18 protein-coding genes and 1 pseudogene are annotated in these 17,990 nt (G+C 40.7%); 17 read left to right on the plus strand and 2 right to left on the minus strand.

What is annotated here, in order from left to right; translation table 11 throughout:
- The first annotated feature begins 45 nt into the window (after positions 1-45).
- The 3 genes from copZ (at position 46) to ACXAEO_RS06350 (ending at position 3,699) form a co-directional block, all read left to right on the plus strand.
- Complete coding sequence (gene copZ, locus ACXAEO_RS06340; RefSeq protein WP_474879305.1) at positions 46-252, plus strand: copper chaperone CopZ; 207 nt, start codon at positions 46-48, stop codon at positions 250-252.
- 165 nt (positions 253-417) lie between these two features.
- Entirely contained in the window at positions 418-2,835 is a 2,418-nt protein-coding gene (locus tag ACXAEO_RS06345; protein WP_474879308.1) for a heavy metal translocating P-type ATPase, read from the plus strand.
- 51 nt (positions 2,836-2,886) lie between these two features.
- Positions 2,887-3,699 (plus strand): hypothetical protein, encoded by an 813-nt coding sequence (locus ACXAEO_RS06350; RefSeq protein ID WP_474879310.1) that lies wholly within the window; start codon positions 2,887-2,889, stop codon positions 3,697-3,699.
- 36 nt (positions 3,700-3,735) lie between these two features.
- Here ACXAEO_RS06350 and ACXAEO_RS06355 read toward each other — a convergent pair whose 3' ends face one another.
- Positions 3,736-4,116 (minus strand): macro domain-containing protein, encoded by a 381-nt coding sequence (locus ACXAEO_RS06355; protein WP_474879314.1) that lies wholly within the window; start codon positions 4,114-4,116, stop codon positions 3,736-3,738.
- A gap of 185 nt (positions 4,117-4,301) precedes the next feature.
- Here ACXAEO_RS06355 and ACXAEO_RS06360 point away from each other — a divergent pair, with 185 nt between their 5' ends.
- The 4 genes from ACXAEO_RS06360 to ACXAEO_RS06375 all read left to right on the plus strand — a co-directional run bounded on the left by ACXAEO_RS06360 (position 4,302) and on the right by ACXAEO_RS06375 (position 7,501).
- The gene (locus ACXAEO_RS06360; RefSeq protein ID WP_474879317.1) at positions 4,302-4,739 is read left to right on the plus strand and encodes an Rrf2 family transcriptional regulator; all 438 of its coding nucleotides are present in this window, start codon (positions 4,302-4,304) and stop codon (positions 4,737-4,739) included.
- Positions 4,740-4,918: 179 nt separating this feature from the next.
- Positions 4,919-6,439 carry an MDR family MFS transporter gene (locus tag ACXAEO_RS06365; protein ID WP_474879319.1) on the plus strand — a complete coding sequence of 507 codons (1,521 nt, stop codon included), beginning with the start codon at positions 4,919-4,921 and terminating at the stop codon, positions 6,437-6,439.
- Between the two features lie 6 nt (positions 6,440-6,445).
- On the plus strand, positions 6,446-7,021 hold the full coding sequence (locus ACXAEO_RS06370; RefSeq protein ID WP_474879321.1) for a PadR family transcriptional regulator: 576 nt from the start codon (positions 6,446-6,448) through the stop codon (positions 7,019-7,021).
- A 192-nt stretch (positions 7,022-7,213) separates the two neighbouring features.
- Complete coding sequence (locus ACXAEO_RS06375) at positions 7,214-7,501, plus strand: hypothetical protein (RefSeq protein WP_474879323.1); 288 nt, start codon at positions 7,214-7,216, stop codon at positions 7,499-7,501.
- A 78-nt stretch (positions 7,502-7,579) separates the two neighbouring features.
- Here ACXAEO_RS06375 and ACXAEO_RS06380 read toward each other — a convergent pair whose 3' ends face one another.
- Positions 7,580-8,254 carry a TetR/AcrR family transcriptional regulator gene (locus tag ACXAEO_RS06380; RefSeq protein ID WP_474879326.1) on the minus strand — a complete coding sequence of 225 codons (675 nt, stop codon included), beginning with the start codon at positions 8,252-8,254 and terminating at the stop codon, positions 7,580-7,582.
- 159 nt (positions 8,255-8,413) lie between these two features.
- Here ACXAEO_RS06380 and ACXAEO_RS06385 point away from each other — a divergent pair, with 159 nt between their 5' ends.
- The 10 genes and pseudogenes from ACXAEO_RS06385 (at position 8,414) to ACXAEO_RS06430 (ending at position 17,884) form a co-directional block, all read left to right on the plus strand.
- Entirely contained in the window at positions 8,414-9,283 is an 870-nt protein-coding gene (locus ACXAEO_RS06385) for an SDR family oxidoreductase (RefSeq protein ID WP_474879329.1), read from the plus strand.
- A 370-nt stretch (positions 9,284-9,653) separates the two neighbouring features.
- Entirely contained in the window at positions 9,654-10,496 is an 843-nt protein-coding gene (locus ACXAEO_RS06390; RefSeq protein ID WP_474879331.1) for an aldo/keto reductase, read from the plus strand.
- Positions 10,497-10,668: 172 nt separating this feature from the next.
- Positions 10,669-11,154: a MarR family winged helix-turn-helix transcriptional regulator gene (locus ACXAEO_RS06395; RefSeq protein WP_474879333.1), complete on the plus strand. Its 486-nt coding sequence runs from the start codon at positions 10,669-10,671 to the stop codon at positions 11,152-11,154.
- 55 nt (positions 11,155-11,209) lie between these two features.
- Positions 11,210-11,830, plus strand: coding sequence for a LysE family translocator (locus tag ACXAEO_RS06400; RefSeq protein WP_474879335.1), 621 nt, complete (start codon positions 11,210-11,212; stop codon positions 11,828-11,830).
- 197 nt (positions 11,831-12,027) lie between these two features.
- Positions 12,028-12,780 (plus strand): DeoR/GlpR family DNA-binding transcription regulator, encoded by a 753-nt coding sequence (locus ACXAEO_RS06405; RefSeq protein ID WP_474879337.1) that lies wholly within the window; start codon positions 12,028-12,030, stop codon positions 12,778-12,780.
- Positions 12,777-13,688, plus strand: coding sequence for a 1-phosphofructokinase (gene pfkB / locus ACXAEO_RS06410; RefSeq protein ID WP_474879339.1), 912 nt, complete (start codon positions 12,777-12,779; stop codon positions 13,686-13,688). The genes ACXAEO_RS06405 and pfkB overlap by 4 nt, the downstream gene beginning before the upstream one ends.
- Positions 13,689-13,700: 12 nt before the next feature.
- A complete protein-coding gene (locus tag ACXAEO_RS06415; protein ID WP_474879342.1) occupies positions 13,701-15,578 on the plus strand; it encodes a PTS fructose transporter subunit IIABC in 1,878 nt (625 codons plus the stop codon).
- Between the two features lie 230 nt (positions 15,579-15,808).
- Positions 15,809-16,165 (plus strand): diguanylate cyclase domain-containing protein, encoded by a 357-nt coding sequence (locus ACXAEO_RS06420; protein ID WP_474879346.1) that lies wholly within the window; start codon positions 15,809-15,811, stop codon positions 16,163-16,165.
- Positions 16,166-16,186: 21 nt separating this feature from the next.
- Positions 16,187-16,939 (plus strand): annotated as a pseudogene (locus tag ACXAEO_RS06425) (MCP four helix bundle domain-containing protein); the annotation flags it as partial.
- Positions 16,940-17,050: 111 nt separating this feature from the next.
- Positions 17,051-17,884, plus strand: coding sequence for a methyl-accepting chemotaxis protein (locus ACXAEO_RS06430; protein ID WP_474883992.1), 834 nt, complete (start codon positions 17,051-17,053; stop codon positions 17,882-17,884).
- Positions 17,885-17,990 lie beyond the last annotated feature (106 nt).

Here is a 17,990-nt window from a genome sequence, read left to right on the forward strand (position 1 = left end):
GTTAAGTTTTTAAGTGGAATAGATAGATAAAAGGAGAGAGTGTAAATGGAACATGTGACGTTAATGGTACAAGGGATGTCTTGTGGGCATTGTGTGAAGGCAGTAGAAGGAAGTGTTGGGGAGTTAGATGGTGTAAGTAAGGTGACGGTACATTTAACTGAAGGCAAGGTAGATGTGGAGTTTGATGCTGGGAAAGTGTCGTTAGAACAAATTAAAGAAGCGATAGACGATCAAGGCTATGAGATTGTGTGAAACGGGGTCTTTCTCCGTTCTGCACAATCTCCTGAAATGAATCTGCTCTTAAATAACCAATGCAATTCATTTTGTTATAAAACAAAAGATGATGAAAGGAGCTAGTAAATAAGCTCCTTCTTTTAGGGAAATAATATACCCCTTATAGGTATAGGAGGAAACATCATGAATGAAAATATAAAGGAAGCAACTCTCCAGATTACAGGCATGACGTGTGCAGCTTGTGCGACTCGTATTGAGAAAGAGCTTAAGAAGATGGAAGGCGTGGAGGAGGCCAATGTTAATCTTGCTTTGGAGAAGTCTACGATTAAATACAATGCTGATCTTGTTAAGATGGAGGATTTTCAGGAGAAGGTTCGTGCTCTCGGTTATGACGTGATAAGTGAAAAAGCCGAGTTTACGATTACCGGTATGACATGTGCGGCTTGTGCGACCCGCATTGAAAAAGGACTGAACAAACTTGAAGGTGTTACAAAGGCGACCGTCAATTTGGCGCTTGAAAGTGCAACGGTTGAATACAATCCGAATGCAGCAGGGGTGCAAGAAATCATCGCACGTGTTGAAAAACTTGGGTATGAAGCGAATGTAAAAAGCGAGAAGCAAGAAGATATAGCAGAACTGCGTGAACAAGAGTTGGAACATCAAAAAGGAAAATTTATTTTTTCTTTCATTTTATCTGTCCCCCTTTTATGGGCGATGGTTAGTCATTTTAGCTTTACGTCGTTTATTTGGCTTCCGGAGATGTTCATGAATCCGTGGGTGCAGCTAGCGCTTGCAACGCCCGTTCAATTCATCATCGGAAAACAATTTTACATGGGGGCTTATAAAGCACTTCGCAATAAAAGTGCCAATATGGATGTGCTCGTAGCACTCGGTACATCAGCTGCTTATTTTTACAGTTTGTACTTATCAATCGCCTCAATTGGCACCGGCGTTCATATGGTTGAATTGTATTTTGAAACGAGTGCGATTTTAATTACACTTATTATTCTTGGGAAATTGTTTGAAGCAAAAGCGAAAGGCCGTTCATCAGAAGCTATCAAAAAACTTATCGGTTTACAGGCAAAAATGGCAACGGTCGTCCGTGACGGTAAGGAAGTGGAAATCCCATTAGAAAAAGTAGTAACTGGTGATATTCTTTACATTAAACCGGGAGAAAAAGTGCCGGTAGATGGCGAAATTATTGAAGGCCGCTCTGCATTGGATGAATCGATGCTGACAGGTGAAAGTGTCCCGGTGGATAAAACTGTTGGAGATGCTGTTATTGGTGCCACGATGAATAAAAATGGCTTTTTAAAAATAAAAGCGACAAAAGTGGGGCGTGACACGGCTTTGGCGCAAATCATTAAAGTTGTGGAAGAAGCACAAGGATCCAAAGCACCCATACAGCGTTTAGCGGATCAAATTTCCGGTGTTTTTGTTCCCATTGTTGTTGGGATTGCGCTTGTGACCTTCTTTGTTTGGTTTTTTATCATCGATCCAGGTAATTTTGCCGGAGCGTTAGAAAAGTTAATTGCGGTACTCGTTATTGCTTGCCCTTGTGCTTTAGGTCTTGCGACACCTACCTCGATTATGGCAGGTTCGGGCCGTTCAGCGGAATTCGGAATTTTATTCAAAGGCGGCGAGCATTTAGAAACGACACACCGTATTACGACTGTCGTGTTAGATAAAACAGGGACTGTGACAAATGGAAAGCCAGTTTTAACTGATGTAATCGTGGCTGCTGATGTAGACGAGACAGAGTTTTTACAGTTAGTAGGCACAGCAGAAAAGCAATCGGAACATCCGCTAGCAGAAGCAATTGTAGCAGGCATTCGTGAACAAGGAATGAAGCTGGCCGAAGTAGACGTATTTGAGGCGATTCCTGGTTATGGAATTAAAGCGACCGTGAGCGAAAAAGAAGTGTTAATCGGTACACGGAAATTGATGAAGCAATCTAACGTGAACGTGGATGTTGCTTTAAAGGGAATGGAGGAGTTAGAGCAAAGCGGGAAAACGGCCATGCTCGTCGCGATTGATGGAGCCTATGCTGGAACGGTTGCTGTAGCAGACACGGTCAAAGCTACGTCAAAAGAAGCGGTCAAACGATTAAAAGAAATGGGCCTTGAGGTGGTCATGATGACAGGGGATAATGAGCGAACAGCGAAAGCAATCGCCCAACTAGTAGACATCGATTCTGTCATCGCGGAAGTATTGCCGGAAGGAAAAGCAAATGTGGTGAAAAAGCTTCAGGAGGAAGGAAAAAAAGTGGCAATGGTCGGTGACGGCATTAATGATGCACCAGCATTAGCGGTAGCCGATATTGGCATGGCGATTGGTACAGGTACAGATGTGGCGATGGAAGCAGCCGATATTACTCTTATGCGCGGCGATTTAATGAGTATTGCTGATGCCATTTTCATGAGTAAAAAGACAATTGCTAATATTAAACAAAACTTATTTTGGGCGTTTGCTTATAATGCGCTTGGCATTCCGGTAGCGGCCATTGGTTTGCTTGCACCGTGGCTGGCGGGAGCAGCGATGGCGTTTAGTTCTGTCTCCGTCGTCTTGAATGCTTTGCGCTTGCAAAGAGTGAAACTGTAAAGCTTGTTTGATGAAGAAATAAGAGACGTTTTACGAGAAGGAGAGAACAGGATGAAAAAGTGGGTTATGTCAGCAATCGTGTACTTAGTGCTTATTATAATTGGTTATAGTGTTTATGCAAATTTTATCAATGAAGAAGAATCAGCTGTACATGAGGAGGGAGCTTATACCGCAGATGAGCATGAATCAGCACACGGTGAACACGGCGAACATGGCGCCGTAGAAAGTGACGTCACAGTTTCTATTGATGTTTCGAAGCAAGAAATCCAACTCTCCTTGCAAGATGAGTATGGAAAGGCCGTCGATGAATTGGAAGTGAACCATGAAAAGCTGCTACATCTAATTGTCGTTGACCAACATTTAGACACATATGTCCACCTGCATCCGGAACAAACCAGTCCTGGAGCGTTTACTGTGAACCACTCATTGCCGGACGGTTCCTATAAAGCGTTTGTTGATATTAAACCGAAAAACTTATCTTATGTCGTCGAGCCTCTTTCATTTACAATTGGAGAACAAGAAAAAGAGCATATACATCCACAGCTAAAAGCAGATGCCGTTTTGGAGCAACAAGTGGATGACTATAGCGTCACACTGCAACAAAGTGAGCTGAAAGCAGGGCAAGCTGCGACGTTGACATTTGACTTACACGGCAACCAGCCTGAGCCGTATTTAGGAGCACAAGGGCATGTCGTTATTTTGGATGAAAGCGGTGAGACATATTTGCATGTTCATCCTGCTAATGAAAAAGACACGATTTTTGAAACAAGTTTTGATGAACCAGGTCTTTATAAAATTTGGGCAGAGTTTAAGCAAGACGGAACGGTAAGAGTGTTTCCGTTTGTAGTAGAGGTGCAGTCATAATTAAACGCTCCGAGCGAAAAAGCTTGGAGCGTTTAATTATGGATTAAATACTTGTACGTATTTCTCGTAATCTTCATGACTGAAGACATTGAATATGCTGTTTTTAAAATGATGGGGATGTTCAGCTAGCGATTGATTTACTGTATGAACGGCAATGTGAGCAGCCTCTGTTCTCGGAAAACCAAACACACCTGTTGAAATGGCACAAAAAGCAATCGTTTTAATACCTTCGATTTCATTTGCCAACTCAAGGCAAGAAATATAGCAAGCTGCTAATTCGTCTTTTTGTTGCTTAGTCAATGCTATCCCTTTTGGAACAATTGGTCCAACTGTATGCAGCACATAGTGAGACGGCAAGTTATAGGCTCTTGTGATTTTGGACTGACCGGTTGCTTCCGATTCTTCTTGAGCAGACATAATGATGTCATAGTCATGTTTTCATTCTATTCATTCTCCTTTTTTTGTAACTTTTTTGATTACCTGCAATTAATATAATTACTTGTAATTAATTTGTCAACAACTTTTACGTGACTCTTTTTTTCGTATATAATAAACTTGTAATCAAAATAATTACATGGTGAGAAATAAGGAAGGTGACATATATGTCAATAAGCAGTCGTTTTGCTGTGGGGATTCATATACTTACTCTAATTGAAATCAATAAAGGGGGAGTGAGTACTTCTGAATTTTTAGCAGGGAGTGTTAACACGAATCCAGCGGTCATTAGAAAAATTATGGGGATGCTGAAAAATGCAGGTTTAGTAAACGTGCGCCCTGGAATTGCAGGGGCAGAACTAGCTAAAGAACTTCGCGAGATTACATTGCTAGATGTCTATAAAGCAGTGAATGTTGTAAAGGAAAAAGAATTGTTTAGCATTCATGAAAGTCCAAATCCAGCCTGCCCAGTGGGACGGAATATTCAAGATAGCATGGGCTTCTATTTTACGATTGCTCAATCGGCAATGGAGAAGGCCCTTAAACATGTGACGATTGAAGATATCGTAAAAGATATTATGGAAAAAGAAAAGTTGAATGCTTAATAAGTGCGTCAGTAGGAGAGAGCGGAATCTATTATTTTTCTTGCTCCTCTAATGAAAGGAGTTTGTGAGAGCAGACTCTTTTTTTTGATGCCCATAAATTACCACAAGATTAATGTTAAATTACTCAAATTTGAGTATAATAATTTGGATAGATGTTTTAAAGAGAGAGGAGTACCGTGATGGTCAGTCAAGAAAGTAATTTAAGATGGGTAGTCGCCGGCTTGCTGCTCGGCATTTTAATGGCAGCGATGGACAATACGATTGTGGCGACAGCGATGGGAACCATTGTAGCCGATTTAGGGGGACTGGATAAATTCGTCTGGGTCACATCAGCCTATATGGTGGCGGTCATGGCGGGGATGCCGATTTTTGGGAAGTTATCGGACATGTACGGCCGCAAGCGGTTTTATTTATTTGGCCTTATTGTATTTTTATTTGGTTCCATTTTATGCGGCACTGCTGAAAATATTATTCAACTCAGCGTGTATCGTGCAATTCAAGGAATTGGCGGTGGGGCGCTTATGCCCATTGCTTTTACAATTGTATTTGATGTATTTCCGCCGGAAAAACGTGGGAAAATGACAGGACTGCTCGGAGCGGTGTTCGGGACATCGAGTGTACTTGGTCCGCTGTTAGGGGCATATATTACCGAGTACATTAGCTGGCATTGGATTTTTTATGTGAACATTCCAATCGGTTTGTTGTCGCTGTTTTTCATTACCCGTTTTTATAAAGAGTCGCTTCAGCATTCGAAGCAAAAAATTGATTGGTGGGGAGCCATTACGCTCGTAACGGCCGTTATTAGTTTAATGTTCGGTCTTGAATTGGGTGGAAAAGAATATGCTTGGGCTTCTCCACAAATCATAGGTTTATTTGCGGTGTTTATCGGATTTTTCGTTGCCTTTTTGTACATTGAGACAAAAGCGGATGAGCCGATTATTTCATTTTGGATGTTTAAGCGGCGTTTGTTTGCGGCTTCGCAAATATTGGCGTTTTTGTACGGGGGTACATTCGTCATTTTGACGGTCTTTATCCCGATTTTTGTTCAGGCCGTATATGGTGGCTCTGCTACTAATGCTGGACTTGTTTTAACACCGATGATGCTCGGATCTGTCGTCGGAAGTGCGATAGCAGGGATTTCACAAACGAAAACGAGCTTCCGTAACATTATGATTCCATCTGTCATAGTTTACGCATTAGGCATGTATTTATTAACAACACTTACGCCGGATACGAGCCGTTCGTTGTTGACGGTGTACATGATTTTAGTCGGATTGGGTGTCGGTTTTTCTTTTTCTTTGCTTCCGACAGCATCTGTTCATAACTTGGATGCTCGCTTTAGAGGTTCGGCAAACTCAACTAACTCGTTCTTCCGTTCACTTGGAATGACGCTGGGCATTACCATTTTTGGCGCTATTCAAAACAAAGTGTTTACCTCCCAATTGGCAGAAGCGTTTCAAGGCGGGCAAACAGCGGGTAATATGTCGTCTTTCGGTGATCCGCGTGCCATTTTTGAAGAAAATGAGCGGACAAAAATTCCATCATTCGTGCTCGATAAAATTGTCGATGCCATGTCAGGATCGATTACGTTTGCTTTTACACTTGCTTTAATTCCAATTGTACTGGCATCTGTTGCTGTTTTCTTCATGGGAAGTGAGCGCATTGAAGTTAAGAAAGAGACGGCGCCAGGAAAGGTGTAAAAGAAGATGAGCGTAAAATTAGTCATATTAGGCTTGCTAATGGAAAAGGATATGCATCCGTATGAAGTGCAACAACTTGTGAAAGAGCGGCAAATGAAGCATTATATTAAATTGGCGAGCGGCTCTTTATATTATGCATTTGAGCAGCTGGAAAAGCATGGATTTGTCGAAGTGAGGAACGTTGCGAGAGAAGCGAATCGCCCGGAAAAAACGATTTATCGAATTACAGAAGCCGGGAAAGAGGAATTTCAAAAACAGCTTCTTGAACAAATGGTAAAAAAAGAGCAAACGCATCGCCCCTTGTACGCGTCATTGGCGTTTGCTTCATATGGGGAGAAAGAGGATATAACACCCATCTTAAAACAACGGATAGATGAGTTAAAAGCTTTTCTCAAAAAGATGAAACAGTTATATACAGTCAAGCATAAGGAAGAAGACAGAAGTAAAATGTACATCGTGGCTGGAGTGATTATGCACACCGAGACAGAATTAAGATGGCTCGAAGGATTGTATGAAGATGCGGAAGCGGGGAATTTGCAAGAAATAGGAGATCCGCTGGGAGCATTGTTAAATGGTAAGTAAGACGAAGACGCCTCATATACAGAGAATCTTGGAGAAGAAGAAATTCTCTATTACGTCTACAATTTAAATGGGCGTTTGCCACGAGATATACAAGAGGAAGCGACCGCGGTTTTATGTAACATTTCGCCGGATAAAGCACATTTGCTCATCCTAACATATGGGAAAGAATGTTGGGAAAATGGGATCGCAATTTTGAAGAAAATTGGTTATCCGAACAATAAGAAGGCGTTTCCTCGGTTAGCGCGTTTGTTGCAAGGTAGGAATTGGCCTGGTGCACTAGAGGTTATTGAGATTTTTAGAAGGGCAGGAAAAGACATTAGTGCTCCGTATATTGAAAAGGAATGCGAGGAGGCCATTCGAGCCGAGGATTCCGATTGGCTTGAACACCTTCAATTTTCTTGTGACAGTTTAGGGATGACCGAAGAAGATTTTCAGCGAAGAGAGACTTATCATGCGATGAAGGCACTGGCAGAAAAGTGAGGAATTCTACCATTCAATAAAAAACTCGACTTTCACGATGGGAAAGTCGAGTTTTTTATTGAATGTTTTTGTGCTGTTCTACATAGCAGCAGAAAATTTGAGCATCAGCTTTTTGAGCGTTTCCCGAATATTTGTATCATCGATTTGCTGTAAGTGCTGTACATGAATTAATTGCTGTTTTCTTAGCAAATAATAGTCGAATAGGGCTTGATACAATGTAATGTTCATGCTGGCTAACATCGATGGATCAAATAACTTTCGTAACAAGAGTGAATCTTGCAGAATCATTAAGGAAGGGTTGATATCGTTAAAGATACCTTTTTCGGCATACTGTTTATAAAATAACGTCAGCCGACTGTTTCGCTGCTCTTGGCTTACGGCGATTTTTTCGTATAGTTCAGCAGAGTACGCTTGCAATTCAGCCAAATACGTATCGGAAATATAAAAGGCAATCAATAAAGATTGTTGGAATGATTTTTGAAATCGATCGCTCAGTGAGGCGTTTTCGTCAAAAATAACTTCATCAATATCGAGTATATAATCTACATATAAATCCACAATGCATTCCATAATGTCTTCCTTCGACGAAAAATATTTGTACATCGTCGCTTTACTGACGTCCATATATTTAGCCATCTGGTCGGTCCTTAAGGAAGCGATGCCTTCTTTTCGGACGACGGGCAGCAATTTGACAATTAATTTTTTTCTCATTTCTATTCTTTTTTCATTTTCTGTTAACAAAGGCTTCACCATCCTCCTTTTATTATAGAGTATTTTTCGAAATAAATCAGCCTTCGTAAACCAATTGAACCAAAAAGACAAAAATAGTTTACTTTGTTTTGGGTTTTATGTTATATTCTTTTTAGCACTTCAAACAATAAATCAAACGATAAACGAAAGGTTGGATATAATATGCAAAAGCAAATCGCACTTATTACCGGAACATCAACAGGACTTGGGCTGGCTTTGAGTGAACAGCTTGCAAAAGCAGGCTGGAAAGTATATGCGACAATGAGAAATATAGAAAAAGGAACGGCGATTGTAGAGTTGAAAAACGCCGGCTTAGACATTGAACTGCTTGCATTAGATGTTCAATCACAGCAATCAGTTGACGATGTAGTTAAAACGATTATCGATCAAGAAGGACAAATTGACCTTTTAATTAACAATGCGGGGATTGGATTTATTAAGACGACAGAACATGTGACGGAAGAAGAATATAAAAATGTATTTGATATTAATACATTTGGCCAAATTCGTTGTACAAAAGCGGTTCTTCCATATATGCGTGAGAGAAAACAAGGGCGAATCGTCTCCATTTCTTCAGTTGGTGGATTGGTCGGTCAGCCGCTTAATGAAATTTATTGTGCGTCTAAGTTTGCGCTTGAAGGGTATTATGAAAGCTTAGCTACTTATGTCACACCGTATTTCGGTGTGGAGTTCATGATTGTTGAGCCAGGCGGCATTGTTTCAGAATTTGCCAACAACGTTCTATCTAAACTGGAGAATGAGGGCGGGTTTCCAAAAGGCGAGTATGAGCAAGTGTTACATGACTATCTTGGGTCCAGAACGCACCGAACAGAAGGAGTATTCCAAACTTCTTCTGAAGTAGCGGAAGTGGTGGTATCTCAGTTAAAGGCAAGCGAACTTCCTCTTCGTGTTCGAACATCACCATGGGGAGAAGATTTGTGCCGATATAAAACAGAAGCGGACCCGACTGGCTTACTGCAAACAAAGGCTGTTGTGGCGTCTATGTTAGGGAAAGAATATCCGACTAAGTAAGTCGTTAAAGCTACTACAAAGTTTTACAATGAATTAATTTAAGACCGTCTGCCATGAGAAAAAAGCATGGCAGACGGTCTTTTAGCATCTAAATAGATAGCAAAACAAGAGGTTTCTTCTTGTTAGAAAAGGGGAAATGTTTGTAAAGAATACCAAAGGTTACTTTTTGGTGCCTATGGTACAAAAAAGTGCGTTCTTCACATTGAATAAACGATGAATGATAATAGTGTGGTGTTAAAACAATTAATATTAGAAGTTGGATGTCATGAATTTGGTTCTCAAATGGTCCATTATCGGAAAGAATAGCGAGTGGACATGTATGAGTATCATGATTTCTAACATGTATAAACGATAAAGGAGAGATGAGAAAATGGCAACAAATCTTCAAGATGTGTCGACATTAGCAAATGGTGTAAAAATGCCTTGGATGGGACTTGGAGTATTCCAAGTAGAAGACGGGGCAGATGTTGTTCAGTCTGTAAAAGCCGCTATCCGAAACGGTTACCGCAGCATCGATACGGCCGCTATTTATGGAAATGAAGAAGGGGTTGGCCAAGGGATTCGCGAAGCATTGGAAGAAGCAGGCTTATCACGTGAAGACTTATTCATCACTTCAAAAGTGTGGAATGCAGATTTAGGGTATGACACAACAATTAAGGCATATGAAACAAGCCTTAAAAAATTAGGGTTAGATTATCTTGACCTTTATCTGATTCACTGGCCGGTAGAAGGCAAGTTTGTAGAAGCGTGGAAAGCGATCGAAGATTTATACAAAGATGGAAAAATTCGCGCAATCGGCGTATGTAACTTCCAAATCCATCATTTAGAAGAGTTAATGAAGCATGCTGAAATCGTGCCGATGGTCAACCAAGTAGAGTACCATCCGAAGCTTACTCAAAAAGAATTACATGCATTTTGCCAAGAGCATAACATTCAATTAGAAGCATGGGCACCGTTAATGCAAGGTCAAATCTTTGACAATGAAACGATTAAAGAGCTTGCAGAAAAATACAATAAAACAATGGCACAAATTGTTCTACGCTGGGACATCCAAAATGGCGTGATTACAATTCCGAAGTCCGTCAAAGAGCATCGAATTATTGAAAATGCTACTATTTTCGATTTCGAACTGTCTTCTGAAGACATGGAGCGCATTTCAGCGTTAAATGAAAACTTCCGAGTAGGTCCAGATCCGGATAACTTCGATTTTTAATTTGAACATACATTAGGCATTTGTAAAAGAAGGACCCGTCACTGAATCCAGTAAATGTAAGGATTCGCTGGCGGGTCTTTGTTGTATAAATAATTGTCTCCTTAATTATCTTGACCTCACTTATACAGTGACCTACAATATGTGTAGAAATTTTGGAGGAGATGGTCGGAATATGGTCAATGAATCTCGCTTAAAGGAGTTTGTGAAGGAACTGTCTATACCTGATAATAATCCTGCTAAAATGCTAGTTTTCTTTATTCAAACTGCACATGAAATTTATCATGATGTAACATCGCGATTATCTGACTTTGGGTTGACACAGGCAAAGTTCAAGATTTTGCTTGTACTGCTTATTAAGGGGAAGGCTTTAAAACCTTCCGAATTGGCACAGTATGCAGGGGTGACTAAATCGACCATCACTGGACTTCTGACAGGTCTGGAGCGAGATGATTTTATTAAACGGGGAACACATGCAGACAAACGAATTGCCATCATTACTTTAACACCGAAAGGAAAGGAAATAACGAATTACCTCTTTCCTTACTATGAAAAATACAGTGCCGATCTCTTATCTGAATTAACAGAAGAAGAGCGTGATACGTTCCTTCACCTTTTACAAAAGGTGAAAACAGGTTTAGGGAAAATAAAAGATACTTAAATAAGCACCTTTTTCCTGCAAAAAAGAAATCTTACATAAAATAGGGGACGAATAAATGACAATGGAAATGTTAGTAAAAGGTCTTATTATTGGCTTTAGTATTGCAGCTCCAGTCGGTCCCATCGGCATCTTATGCATTCGCCGGACGCTTGAACATGGGAAATATATCGGATTTGTTTCGGGTTTAGGGGCTGCAACTGCAGATGGGTTATACGGGTTAGCAGCGGGTCTCGGTTTAACGCTTATAACGAGCTTTTTAATCGGTCAGCAGCTGTGGCTTCAGTTAATAGGTGGGTTATTTCTCTGTTATTTAGGAATGAAAACATTCTTCTCTACACCTTCTACTAAAGCGGCGAAAGCAAAAGAAGGGAAAGCTTTGACGGCCTATGCCTCTACGTTTTTCTTGACCATTACCAATCCTGTGACCATTTTATCTTTTGTAGCCATTTTTTCAGGACTCGGACTGACAGCGAACGAGTCAATGTTGGATAGTGTTTCTTTAGTGGCAGGGGTCTTTTTAGGGTCAACATTATGGTGGTGGTTGCTCAGCGGTATAGCGGGAATGGCAGCGAAACGAATGAACCATTTGCCTTTACGTTTCGTCAATCGCTTGTCAGGTTTCATCTTATTGTTGTTTGGTATATGGTCTTTGTACAGTTTAACAATTGCTATTTGATGTAAAGATCTAGAACGTAATTTTTTTTACGTTTTGGATCTTTTTGTTTTTCAACTAGGTATTTAAGTCAATAATAAAAAGACGAATGAAAATGAATGGTTTTGAACATTTTTGAATGTTTTTGATAGAAAATGATTGATTTTTGGAAAGGGTTACACTATGATATGAATATAGCATTCCTAAAGGAGGTGAAAGTGATGTTGACACCAGAACGACATCGCTTAATCCTTGACTTATTAAAAGAGCAAGAGATTGTGAAAATACAAGATTTAACAGAGATGACAAACTCGTCAGAATCGACCATCAGACGGGATTTAATCCAACTGGAACAATCAAAATTTTTAAAGCGTGTTCATGGGGGAGCGGCAAGACTGCAAGGAAAGCTGTCGGAGCCGACCATTAGTGAAAAATCCTCCAAAAACCTTCAAGGAAAAGTCAAAATTGCGGAGTTTGCTGCTAGCTTAGTGGAAAACGGTGATTGTATTTATTTAGATGCTGGAACAACTGTTTATCAAATGATTCCGTATTTAAATCAAAAGGATATCGTCGTTGTTACAAATGGTTTACATCATTTAGACGCATTGCTAGAAAACGACATTAAAACATATTTAGTTGGCGGCGAGATAAAATCGCGAACAAGAGCCATGATTGGCCGCGGCGCTCTTATTAGTCTTGAAAGTTACCGATTTGATAAATGCTTTATGGGAGTCAACGGTATTCATACAACATACGGCTATACGACACCAGATCCTGAAGAGGCGCTAATTAAACAAACAGCAATTCGCTTATCCAGAGAAGTATATGTGCTGGCAGATGAATCGAAATTTAATGAGATATCATTTGCAAAAATTGTCGATTTAAATGAAGCAACGATTTTAACAAGTGAAACGGATGTCGATCTGTTAACATCGTTTGAAGCAAAGACATCAATAAAGGTTGTGACACAATGATTTATACGATGACATTAAACCCATCTGTCGATTATATCGTACACGTATCCGCATTTGAGACAGGAGCGCTAAATCGAATCGACGAAGAATTTAAATATCCTGGGGGAAAAGGAATTAACGTTTCGCAAGTCCTTCATAGACTTGAAACGAAAAGCGAGGCATGGGGATTTATCGGTGGTTTTACAGGTCGATATATTATCGATTCTTTACAGGAAAAAGGGATTACCGCTGATTTTATCACCGTTAACGGCGATACCCGTATTAACATTAAGCTTAAAACGGGTGAAGAAACAGAAATTAACGGTCAAGGCCCAGCTGTCGATACGAAAGAGTTAGCTATGCTAATGGAAAAAATCGAACAGTTAACGGAAAACGATATTCTTGTGCTAGCAGGAAGCATTCCGAAATCGGTTCCAGCTTCTATTTATGAAACGATGGCGCAACTGGCCGGGCAAAAAGGAGCAAAAGTAGTAGTAGATGCGACGGGTGATGTTTTAATGAACGTTCTTCCGCATCGTCCATTCCTTATTAAGCCAAATCACCATGAACTTGGAGAATTATTTGGCGTGACGATTGACACCGTAGAAGAAGCGATTCCGTACGGCAAGCGTCTTGTTGAAATGGGCGCACAAAACGTCATTGTCTCTCTTGCTGGAGAAGGGGCGCTTTTATTCAGTGAAGAAACATCATTGTATGCCAATGTCCCGAAAGGAACGGTTAAAAATTCCGTTGGAGCAGGCGATTCAGTCGTTGGAGGATTTTTAAGTTCATACGTGAAAACAGATGATGTAAAAGAGTCCTTTAAATACGGAGTAGCATCAGGAAGTGCAACCGCATTTTCGCTTGAATTATGTACAAAAGAAGAGGTACAGCAACTGCTTCCAGAAATTCAGTTGACGGAAGTATAAGGAGGAGAAACCGTGAGAATTACAGACCTTTTAAAGAAAGAAACGATTATTTTAAATTTAGCGTCTTCTTCAAAAGAAGCGGTTATTGATGAACTTGTCGATCAATTAAACGGAGCAGGCAAGCTCGCTGATCGAGAAGAGTTTAAAAAAGCGATTTTAGCACGTGAAGCACAAAGCACGACGGGAATTGGCGAAGGAATCGCAATTCCACATGCGAAAACGAAAGCAGTTCAAGCACCAGCCCTTGCTTTTGGACGTTCAAAAGCAGGTGTTGATTATGAATCATTAGACGGACAGCCAAGTCATCTATTTTTCATGATTGCAGCCCCAGAAGGAGCGAACAATGCCCATCTTGAAACATTGTCCCGTCTTTCTACCTTATTAATGGACCCATCTTTTAGACAGCAGTTAATGGAAGCGGCGACAGAAGAAGATGTGTTAGCATTAATCGACAGCCAAGACAAAGGGGACGAAGAAGGGGAAGAACAAGCTTCCACACAACCGAGCGCAAAAGGGAAAATACTAGCTGTTACAGCATGTCCGACAGGCATTGCACACACATATATGGCGGCAGATGCCTTAAAGGCGAAAGCGAAAGAAATGGGCGTCGACCTTAAAGTTGAAACGAACGGATCAACAGGTGTGAAAAATGCTTTAACGGAGGAAGAAATTGGAAGCGCTGTCGCAATCATCGTAGCAGCTGATAAGCAAGTGGAAATGGAGCGCTTTAAAGGAAAGCATGTTATTCAAGTTCCAGTTGCAGACGGCATTCGTAAATCCGAAGAGCTGATTAATCGTGCATTGCAGCAAGATGCCCCAGTATACCAAGGATCAGGAACAGGCAGTTCGTCTGCTGGTCAAGAAAAAGAAAAACGTACAGGCTTCTACAAACATTTAATGAGTGGGGTTTCAAACATGCTTCCGTTCGTTGTCGGCGGGGGGATTTTAATTGCCATTTCCTTCATGTTCGGCATTAAAGCCTTCGATCCAAATGATCCATCTTATCATCCAATTGCTGAAGCATTAATGACCATTGGTGGCGGTAATGCATTTGGATTAATGATTCCCGTTCTTGCAGGATTTATTGCGATGAGTATTGCTGATCGTCCAGGATTTGCGCCAGGTATGGTTGGCGGATTTATGGCAGCAACAGGTGGAGCAGGATTTTTAGGCGGATTAATTGCCGGTTTCCTTGCCGGTTACCTTGTTCTTGGATTGAAAAAAGTGTTTAACGGTCTTCCACAGTCATTTGAAGGCATTAAGCCGGTTCTTCTTTATCCGTTATTTGGGATTTTGCTAACAGGTTTAATCATGATGTTTGTCGTTATTGACCCGGTCAAAGCGTTAAATGAAGGATTAACAGCATGGTTAAAAGGAATGGGTACAGGAAACTTAGTATTATTAGGATTAATTCTTGGTGGAATGATGGCAGTCGACATGGGAGGTCCGATTAATAAAGCGGCCTTTACATTCGGGATTGCGATGATTGATGCAGGTAACTTTGCACCACATGCGGCGATTATGGCCGGTGGTATGGTTCCTCCGTTAGGGTTAGCGATTGCCACAACATTGTTTAAAAATAAATTTACAAAAGCAGAAAAAGAAGCAGGAAAAACTTGCTACATTATGGGAGCTTCATTCATTACAGAAGGTGCGATTCCGTTTGCAGCGGCAGACCCAGGACGTGTTATTCCATCAATCGTTATTGGTTCAGCTGTAGCGGGTGCATTAACGATGGTATTTGGCATCGGTCTTCCAGCTCCGCACGGCGGATTGTTTGTTGTTCCAGTTGTAGATGGAAACCCTCTTCTCTACATTTTAGCAATCTTAATTGGGTCCATTATCACAGCCCTTTTAGTTGGGTTCATGAAGAAGTCAGTAAATGAGTAAATAAAAAAGCGTGACCATGCAGGAGTGTGAGCTCTATCGTGGGAATGAAATATATGTTGAAAGCCAGTTGTCGGTGCGATCTTGACAGCTGGCTTTTTTTGTTTTTTCTAGGATTATTACTTATTTTGAGGCTTAGGTCCTCAATCCTATTAAAAATTTCTTCTTTCAATGAAAACTAGGTATATTTCATTAAAATTTCACCAAACTAGATTATTCTATTCGAGCAATCGGTGATAAAACATGGGCATGACACGCTTGGGCATAAAAAGGGAGATTTGCTTATTCAGTTAGTAGCCGGGCGCTTAGCGGCATGTGTTGGAGAAATGGGCATCGTGTCCCGTCAAGGGGGCGATGAGTTTACAATTCTTTTTCTTGTGGTTGCAGAAGAAGTCGAGACAAAAAATCATGCACATCTTCTCAAGCAGGAAAATTGCCATGAAGCACAAGGGTATTACTACAGCCGGCCATTAAAACAAACTGATTTTCTTCAGTTTCTTACTAATTCAAGCTCTTTAAAGCCGGTTTTCTTAATGGAAGCAAAAAGGATGACACTTTCTTATATTCAACTAGTAAATCATTTAAGGTAAGGAGAAGGACCAATGGTTTTAATGATTCGACACAAATTATTGTTAAGTTTTTGTTCCATGTTATTAATGATGGGCTTTCTTGGCTGGCAATCTTCCAGCATTTTTAAAGATTTTAATCAAGAGATTCAGCAAGTGACGGATGATCACCTTCCATCTATACAAACGGTCTTGCTAATGAAAGATTTAGTCTCACAGACGGACGTATTATCAATCCGAATTAATGAGCTAACAGTCGACGAAGAAAGAATGCAAGAATGGACCGATGAACTTCAGAACAGCTATGAATTGCTTGATACATTGTTAAACGACTATGAAGCATTGCTGTCGACAGAAGAGGAGAAACAACTATTTGAACAATTACAAACGGCGATCATCGAATATCGAAGCATTCAAAATGAAATTTCTGACTTTAAAGCAAATAATGATTCAGGCGATATCGGAGAGCTAGGAGCCCGATTGAATGATCAGGCTACTATCATTGAAGACCATGTAATCAATTTATCTCAGCTTAACGAAACTTATGCCGATACAAGTGCTGAAGCCATTGACCATATGTATAAAGAAAAGAGTTTGGAAATGGTCATCGTTATTTCTGTCTTTGCTCTTTTAAGTATAGGGCTTGCGCTTTTCATGACGAGAGTGATTTCAAGACAAATTCAATCCGTGTCGCATTCTTTACAAAGATTAGCTGACGGCGATTTAACGGTAGAAAAAGTAAAAGTGAAAAAGAAAGATGAAGTAGGTATGCTGATTCAATCTTTAAACATTGTGGTGGATAATTTAAAGACGACTTTAACGCAAGTACAGGAAGCGTCCGAGCACGTATCTTCTGCTTCAGAAGAACTAACGGCAAGTTCAGAGCAAAGTGTAGCAGCGATTGATCAAGTGGCCCAGCTTTCACAGGAATCGGCAGATGGAGCTGAAAAGCAGCTTCAATACATCGAGAGCATAGATGGCTCGATTCACGAGATGTCTTCGGCCATTGACCATATTAATTCAAACAGTACCGTAATGACTGCTTTGTCAGAGGACGCACTTCAAGTGACAAAAACAGGATATGGACAAACGGTACAAGTCGTAAATCAAATGAAGACGATTAACGGATCTGTGGAAGAAACCTCTTCTATTATGAAGCGATTAGGGAAACAGTCTGCAGAGATTAGTGATATTATCGAAATGATTACAACGATAACCGAGCAAACGAATTTACTGGCTCTCAATGCAGCGATTGAAGCAGCAAGAGCGGGGGAACAGGGGAAAGGTTTTGCTGTAGTGGCTGATGAGGTACGCAAGCTGGCGAATGAATCGAAAACCTCTTCTGAACAAATTAGCCAAATGATTCGAAGCATTCAGCATGGAATTGGTGAAGCCGAGGCGTCCATTTTAGCGAGTACGGAGAGGGTAGCAGAAGGGTTAGTTTATACAGATAAAGTGAATCAATCTTTTAAACAAATTGAAGCATCCATTGCGAATGTTTCTGATGAAGTTCAGCAAGCTGCGGCATCCATTGCGCAAATCCATACAAGCAGTAACCGGATCGTCGAGGGAATGGGTACTGTAAAAGAAATGGCAGAAAGAGCGGTCTATTTCAGCCGTGAAAGCTCATCAGCTACTCAAGAGCAAACGGCAGCATCAGAAGAAATTTCCGCTTCTGCTAGCTCATTAGCCGAATTAGCCGGACAATTGCAGCAAACGTTAGGGAAATTTAAAGTAAGATAAAATGTTCTTCCGTTGACTAAGGAATACCATCATTTTCTGAAATGTTAGGAGTTAGTGGGCATCTTAAAAGGTTAGCAATCTATGCCGTCTTTTAGGATGCCCTCTT

This window comes from Bacillus sp. ABA4_010 (genome assembly GCF_056159105.1).

Excerpts from the sequence above, each read along its gene's own strand:
- ACXAEO_RS06350 (WP_474879310.1), top strand. The coding sequence starts at position 2,887 with ATGAAAAAGTGGGTTATGTCAGCAATCGTGTACTTAGTGCTTATTATA.
- ACXAEO_RS06355 (WP_474879314.1), bottom strand. The coding sequence starts at position 4,116 with ATGTCTGCTCAAGAAGAATCGGAAGCAACCGGTCAGTCCAAAATCACA.
- copZ (WP_474879305.1), top strand. The coding sequence starts at position 46 with ATGGAACATGTGACGTTAATGGTACAAGGGATGTCTTGTGGGCATTGT.
- pfkB (WP_474879339.1), top strand. The coding sequence starts at position 12,777 with ATGATTTATACGATGACATTAAACCCATCTGTCGATTATATCGTACAC.
- ACXAEO_RS06390 (WP_474879331.1), top strand. The coding sequence starts at position 9,654 with ATGGCAACAAATCTTCAAGATGTGTCGACATTAGCAAATGGTGTAAAA.
- ACXAEO_RS06405 (WP_474879337.1), top strand. The coding sequence starts at position 12,028 with ATGTTGACACCAGAACGACATCGCTTAATCCTTGACTTATTAAAAGAG.
- ACXAEO_RS06385 (WP_474879329.1), top strand. The coding sequence starts at position 8,414 with ATGCAAAAGCAAATCGCACTTATTACCGGAACATCAACAGGACTTGGG.
- ACXAEO_RS06360 (WP_474879317.1), top strand. The coding sequence starts at position 4,302 with ATGTCAATAAGCAGTCGTTTTGCTGTGGGGATTCATATACTTACTCTA.
- ACXAEO_RS06395 (WP_474879333.1), top strand. The coding sequence starts at position 10,669 with ATGGTCAATGAATCTCGCTTAAAGGAGTTTGTGAAGGAACTGTCTATA.
- ACXAEO_RS06345 (WP_474879308.1), top strand. The coding sequence starts at position 418 with ATGAATGAAAATATAAAGGAAGCAACTCTCCAGATTACAGGCATGACG.
- ACXAEO_RS06400 (WP_474879335.1), top strand. The coding sequence starts at position 11,210 with ATGACAATGGAAATGTTAGTAAAAGGTCTTATTATTGGCTTTAGTATT.
- ACXAEO_RS06370 (WP_474879321.1), top strand. The coding sequence starts at position 6,446 with ATGAGCGTAAAATTAGTCATATTAGGCTTGCTAATGGAAAAGGATATG.
- ACXAEO_RS06380 (WP_474879326.1), bottom strand. The coding sequence starts at position 8,254 with ATGGTGAAGCCTTTGTTAACAGAAAATGAAAAAAGAATAGAAATGAGA.
- ACXAEO_RS06365 (WP_474879319.1), top strand. The coding sequence starts at position 4,919 with ATGGTCAGTCAAGAAAGTAATTTAAGATGGGTAGTCGCCGGCTTGCTG.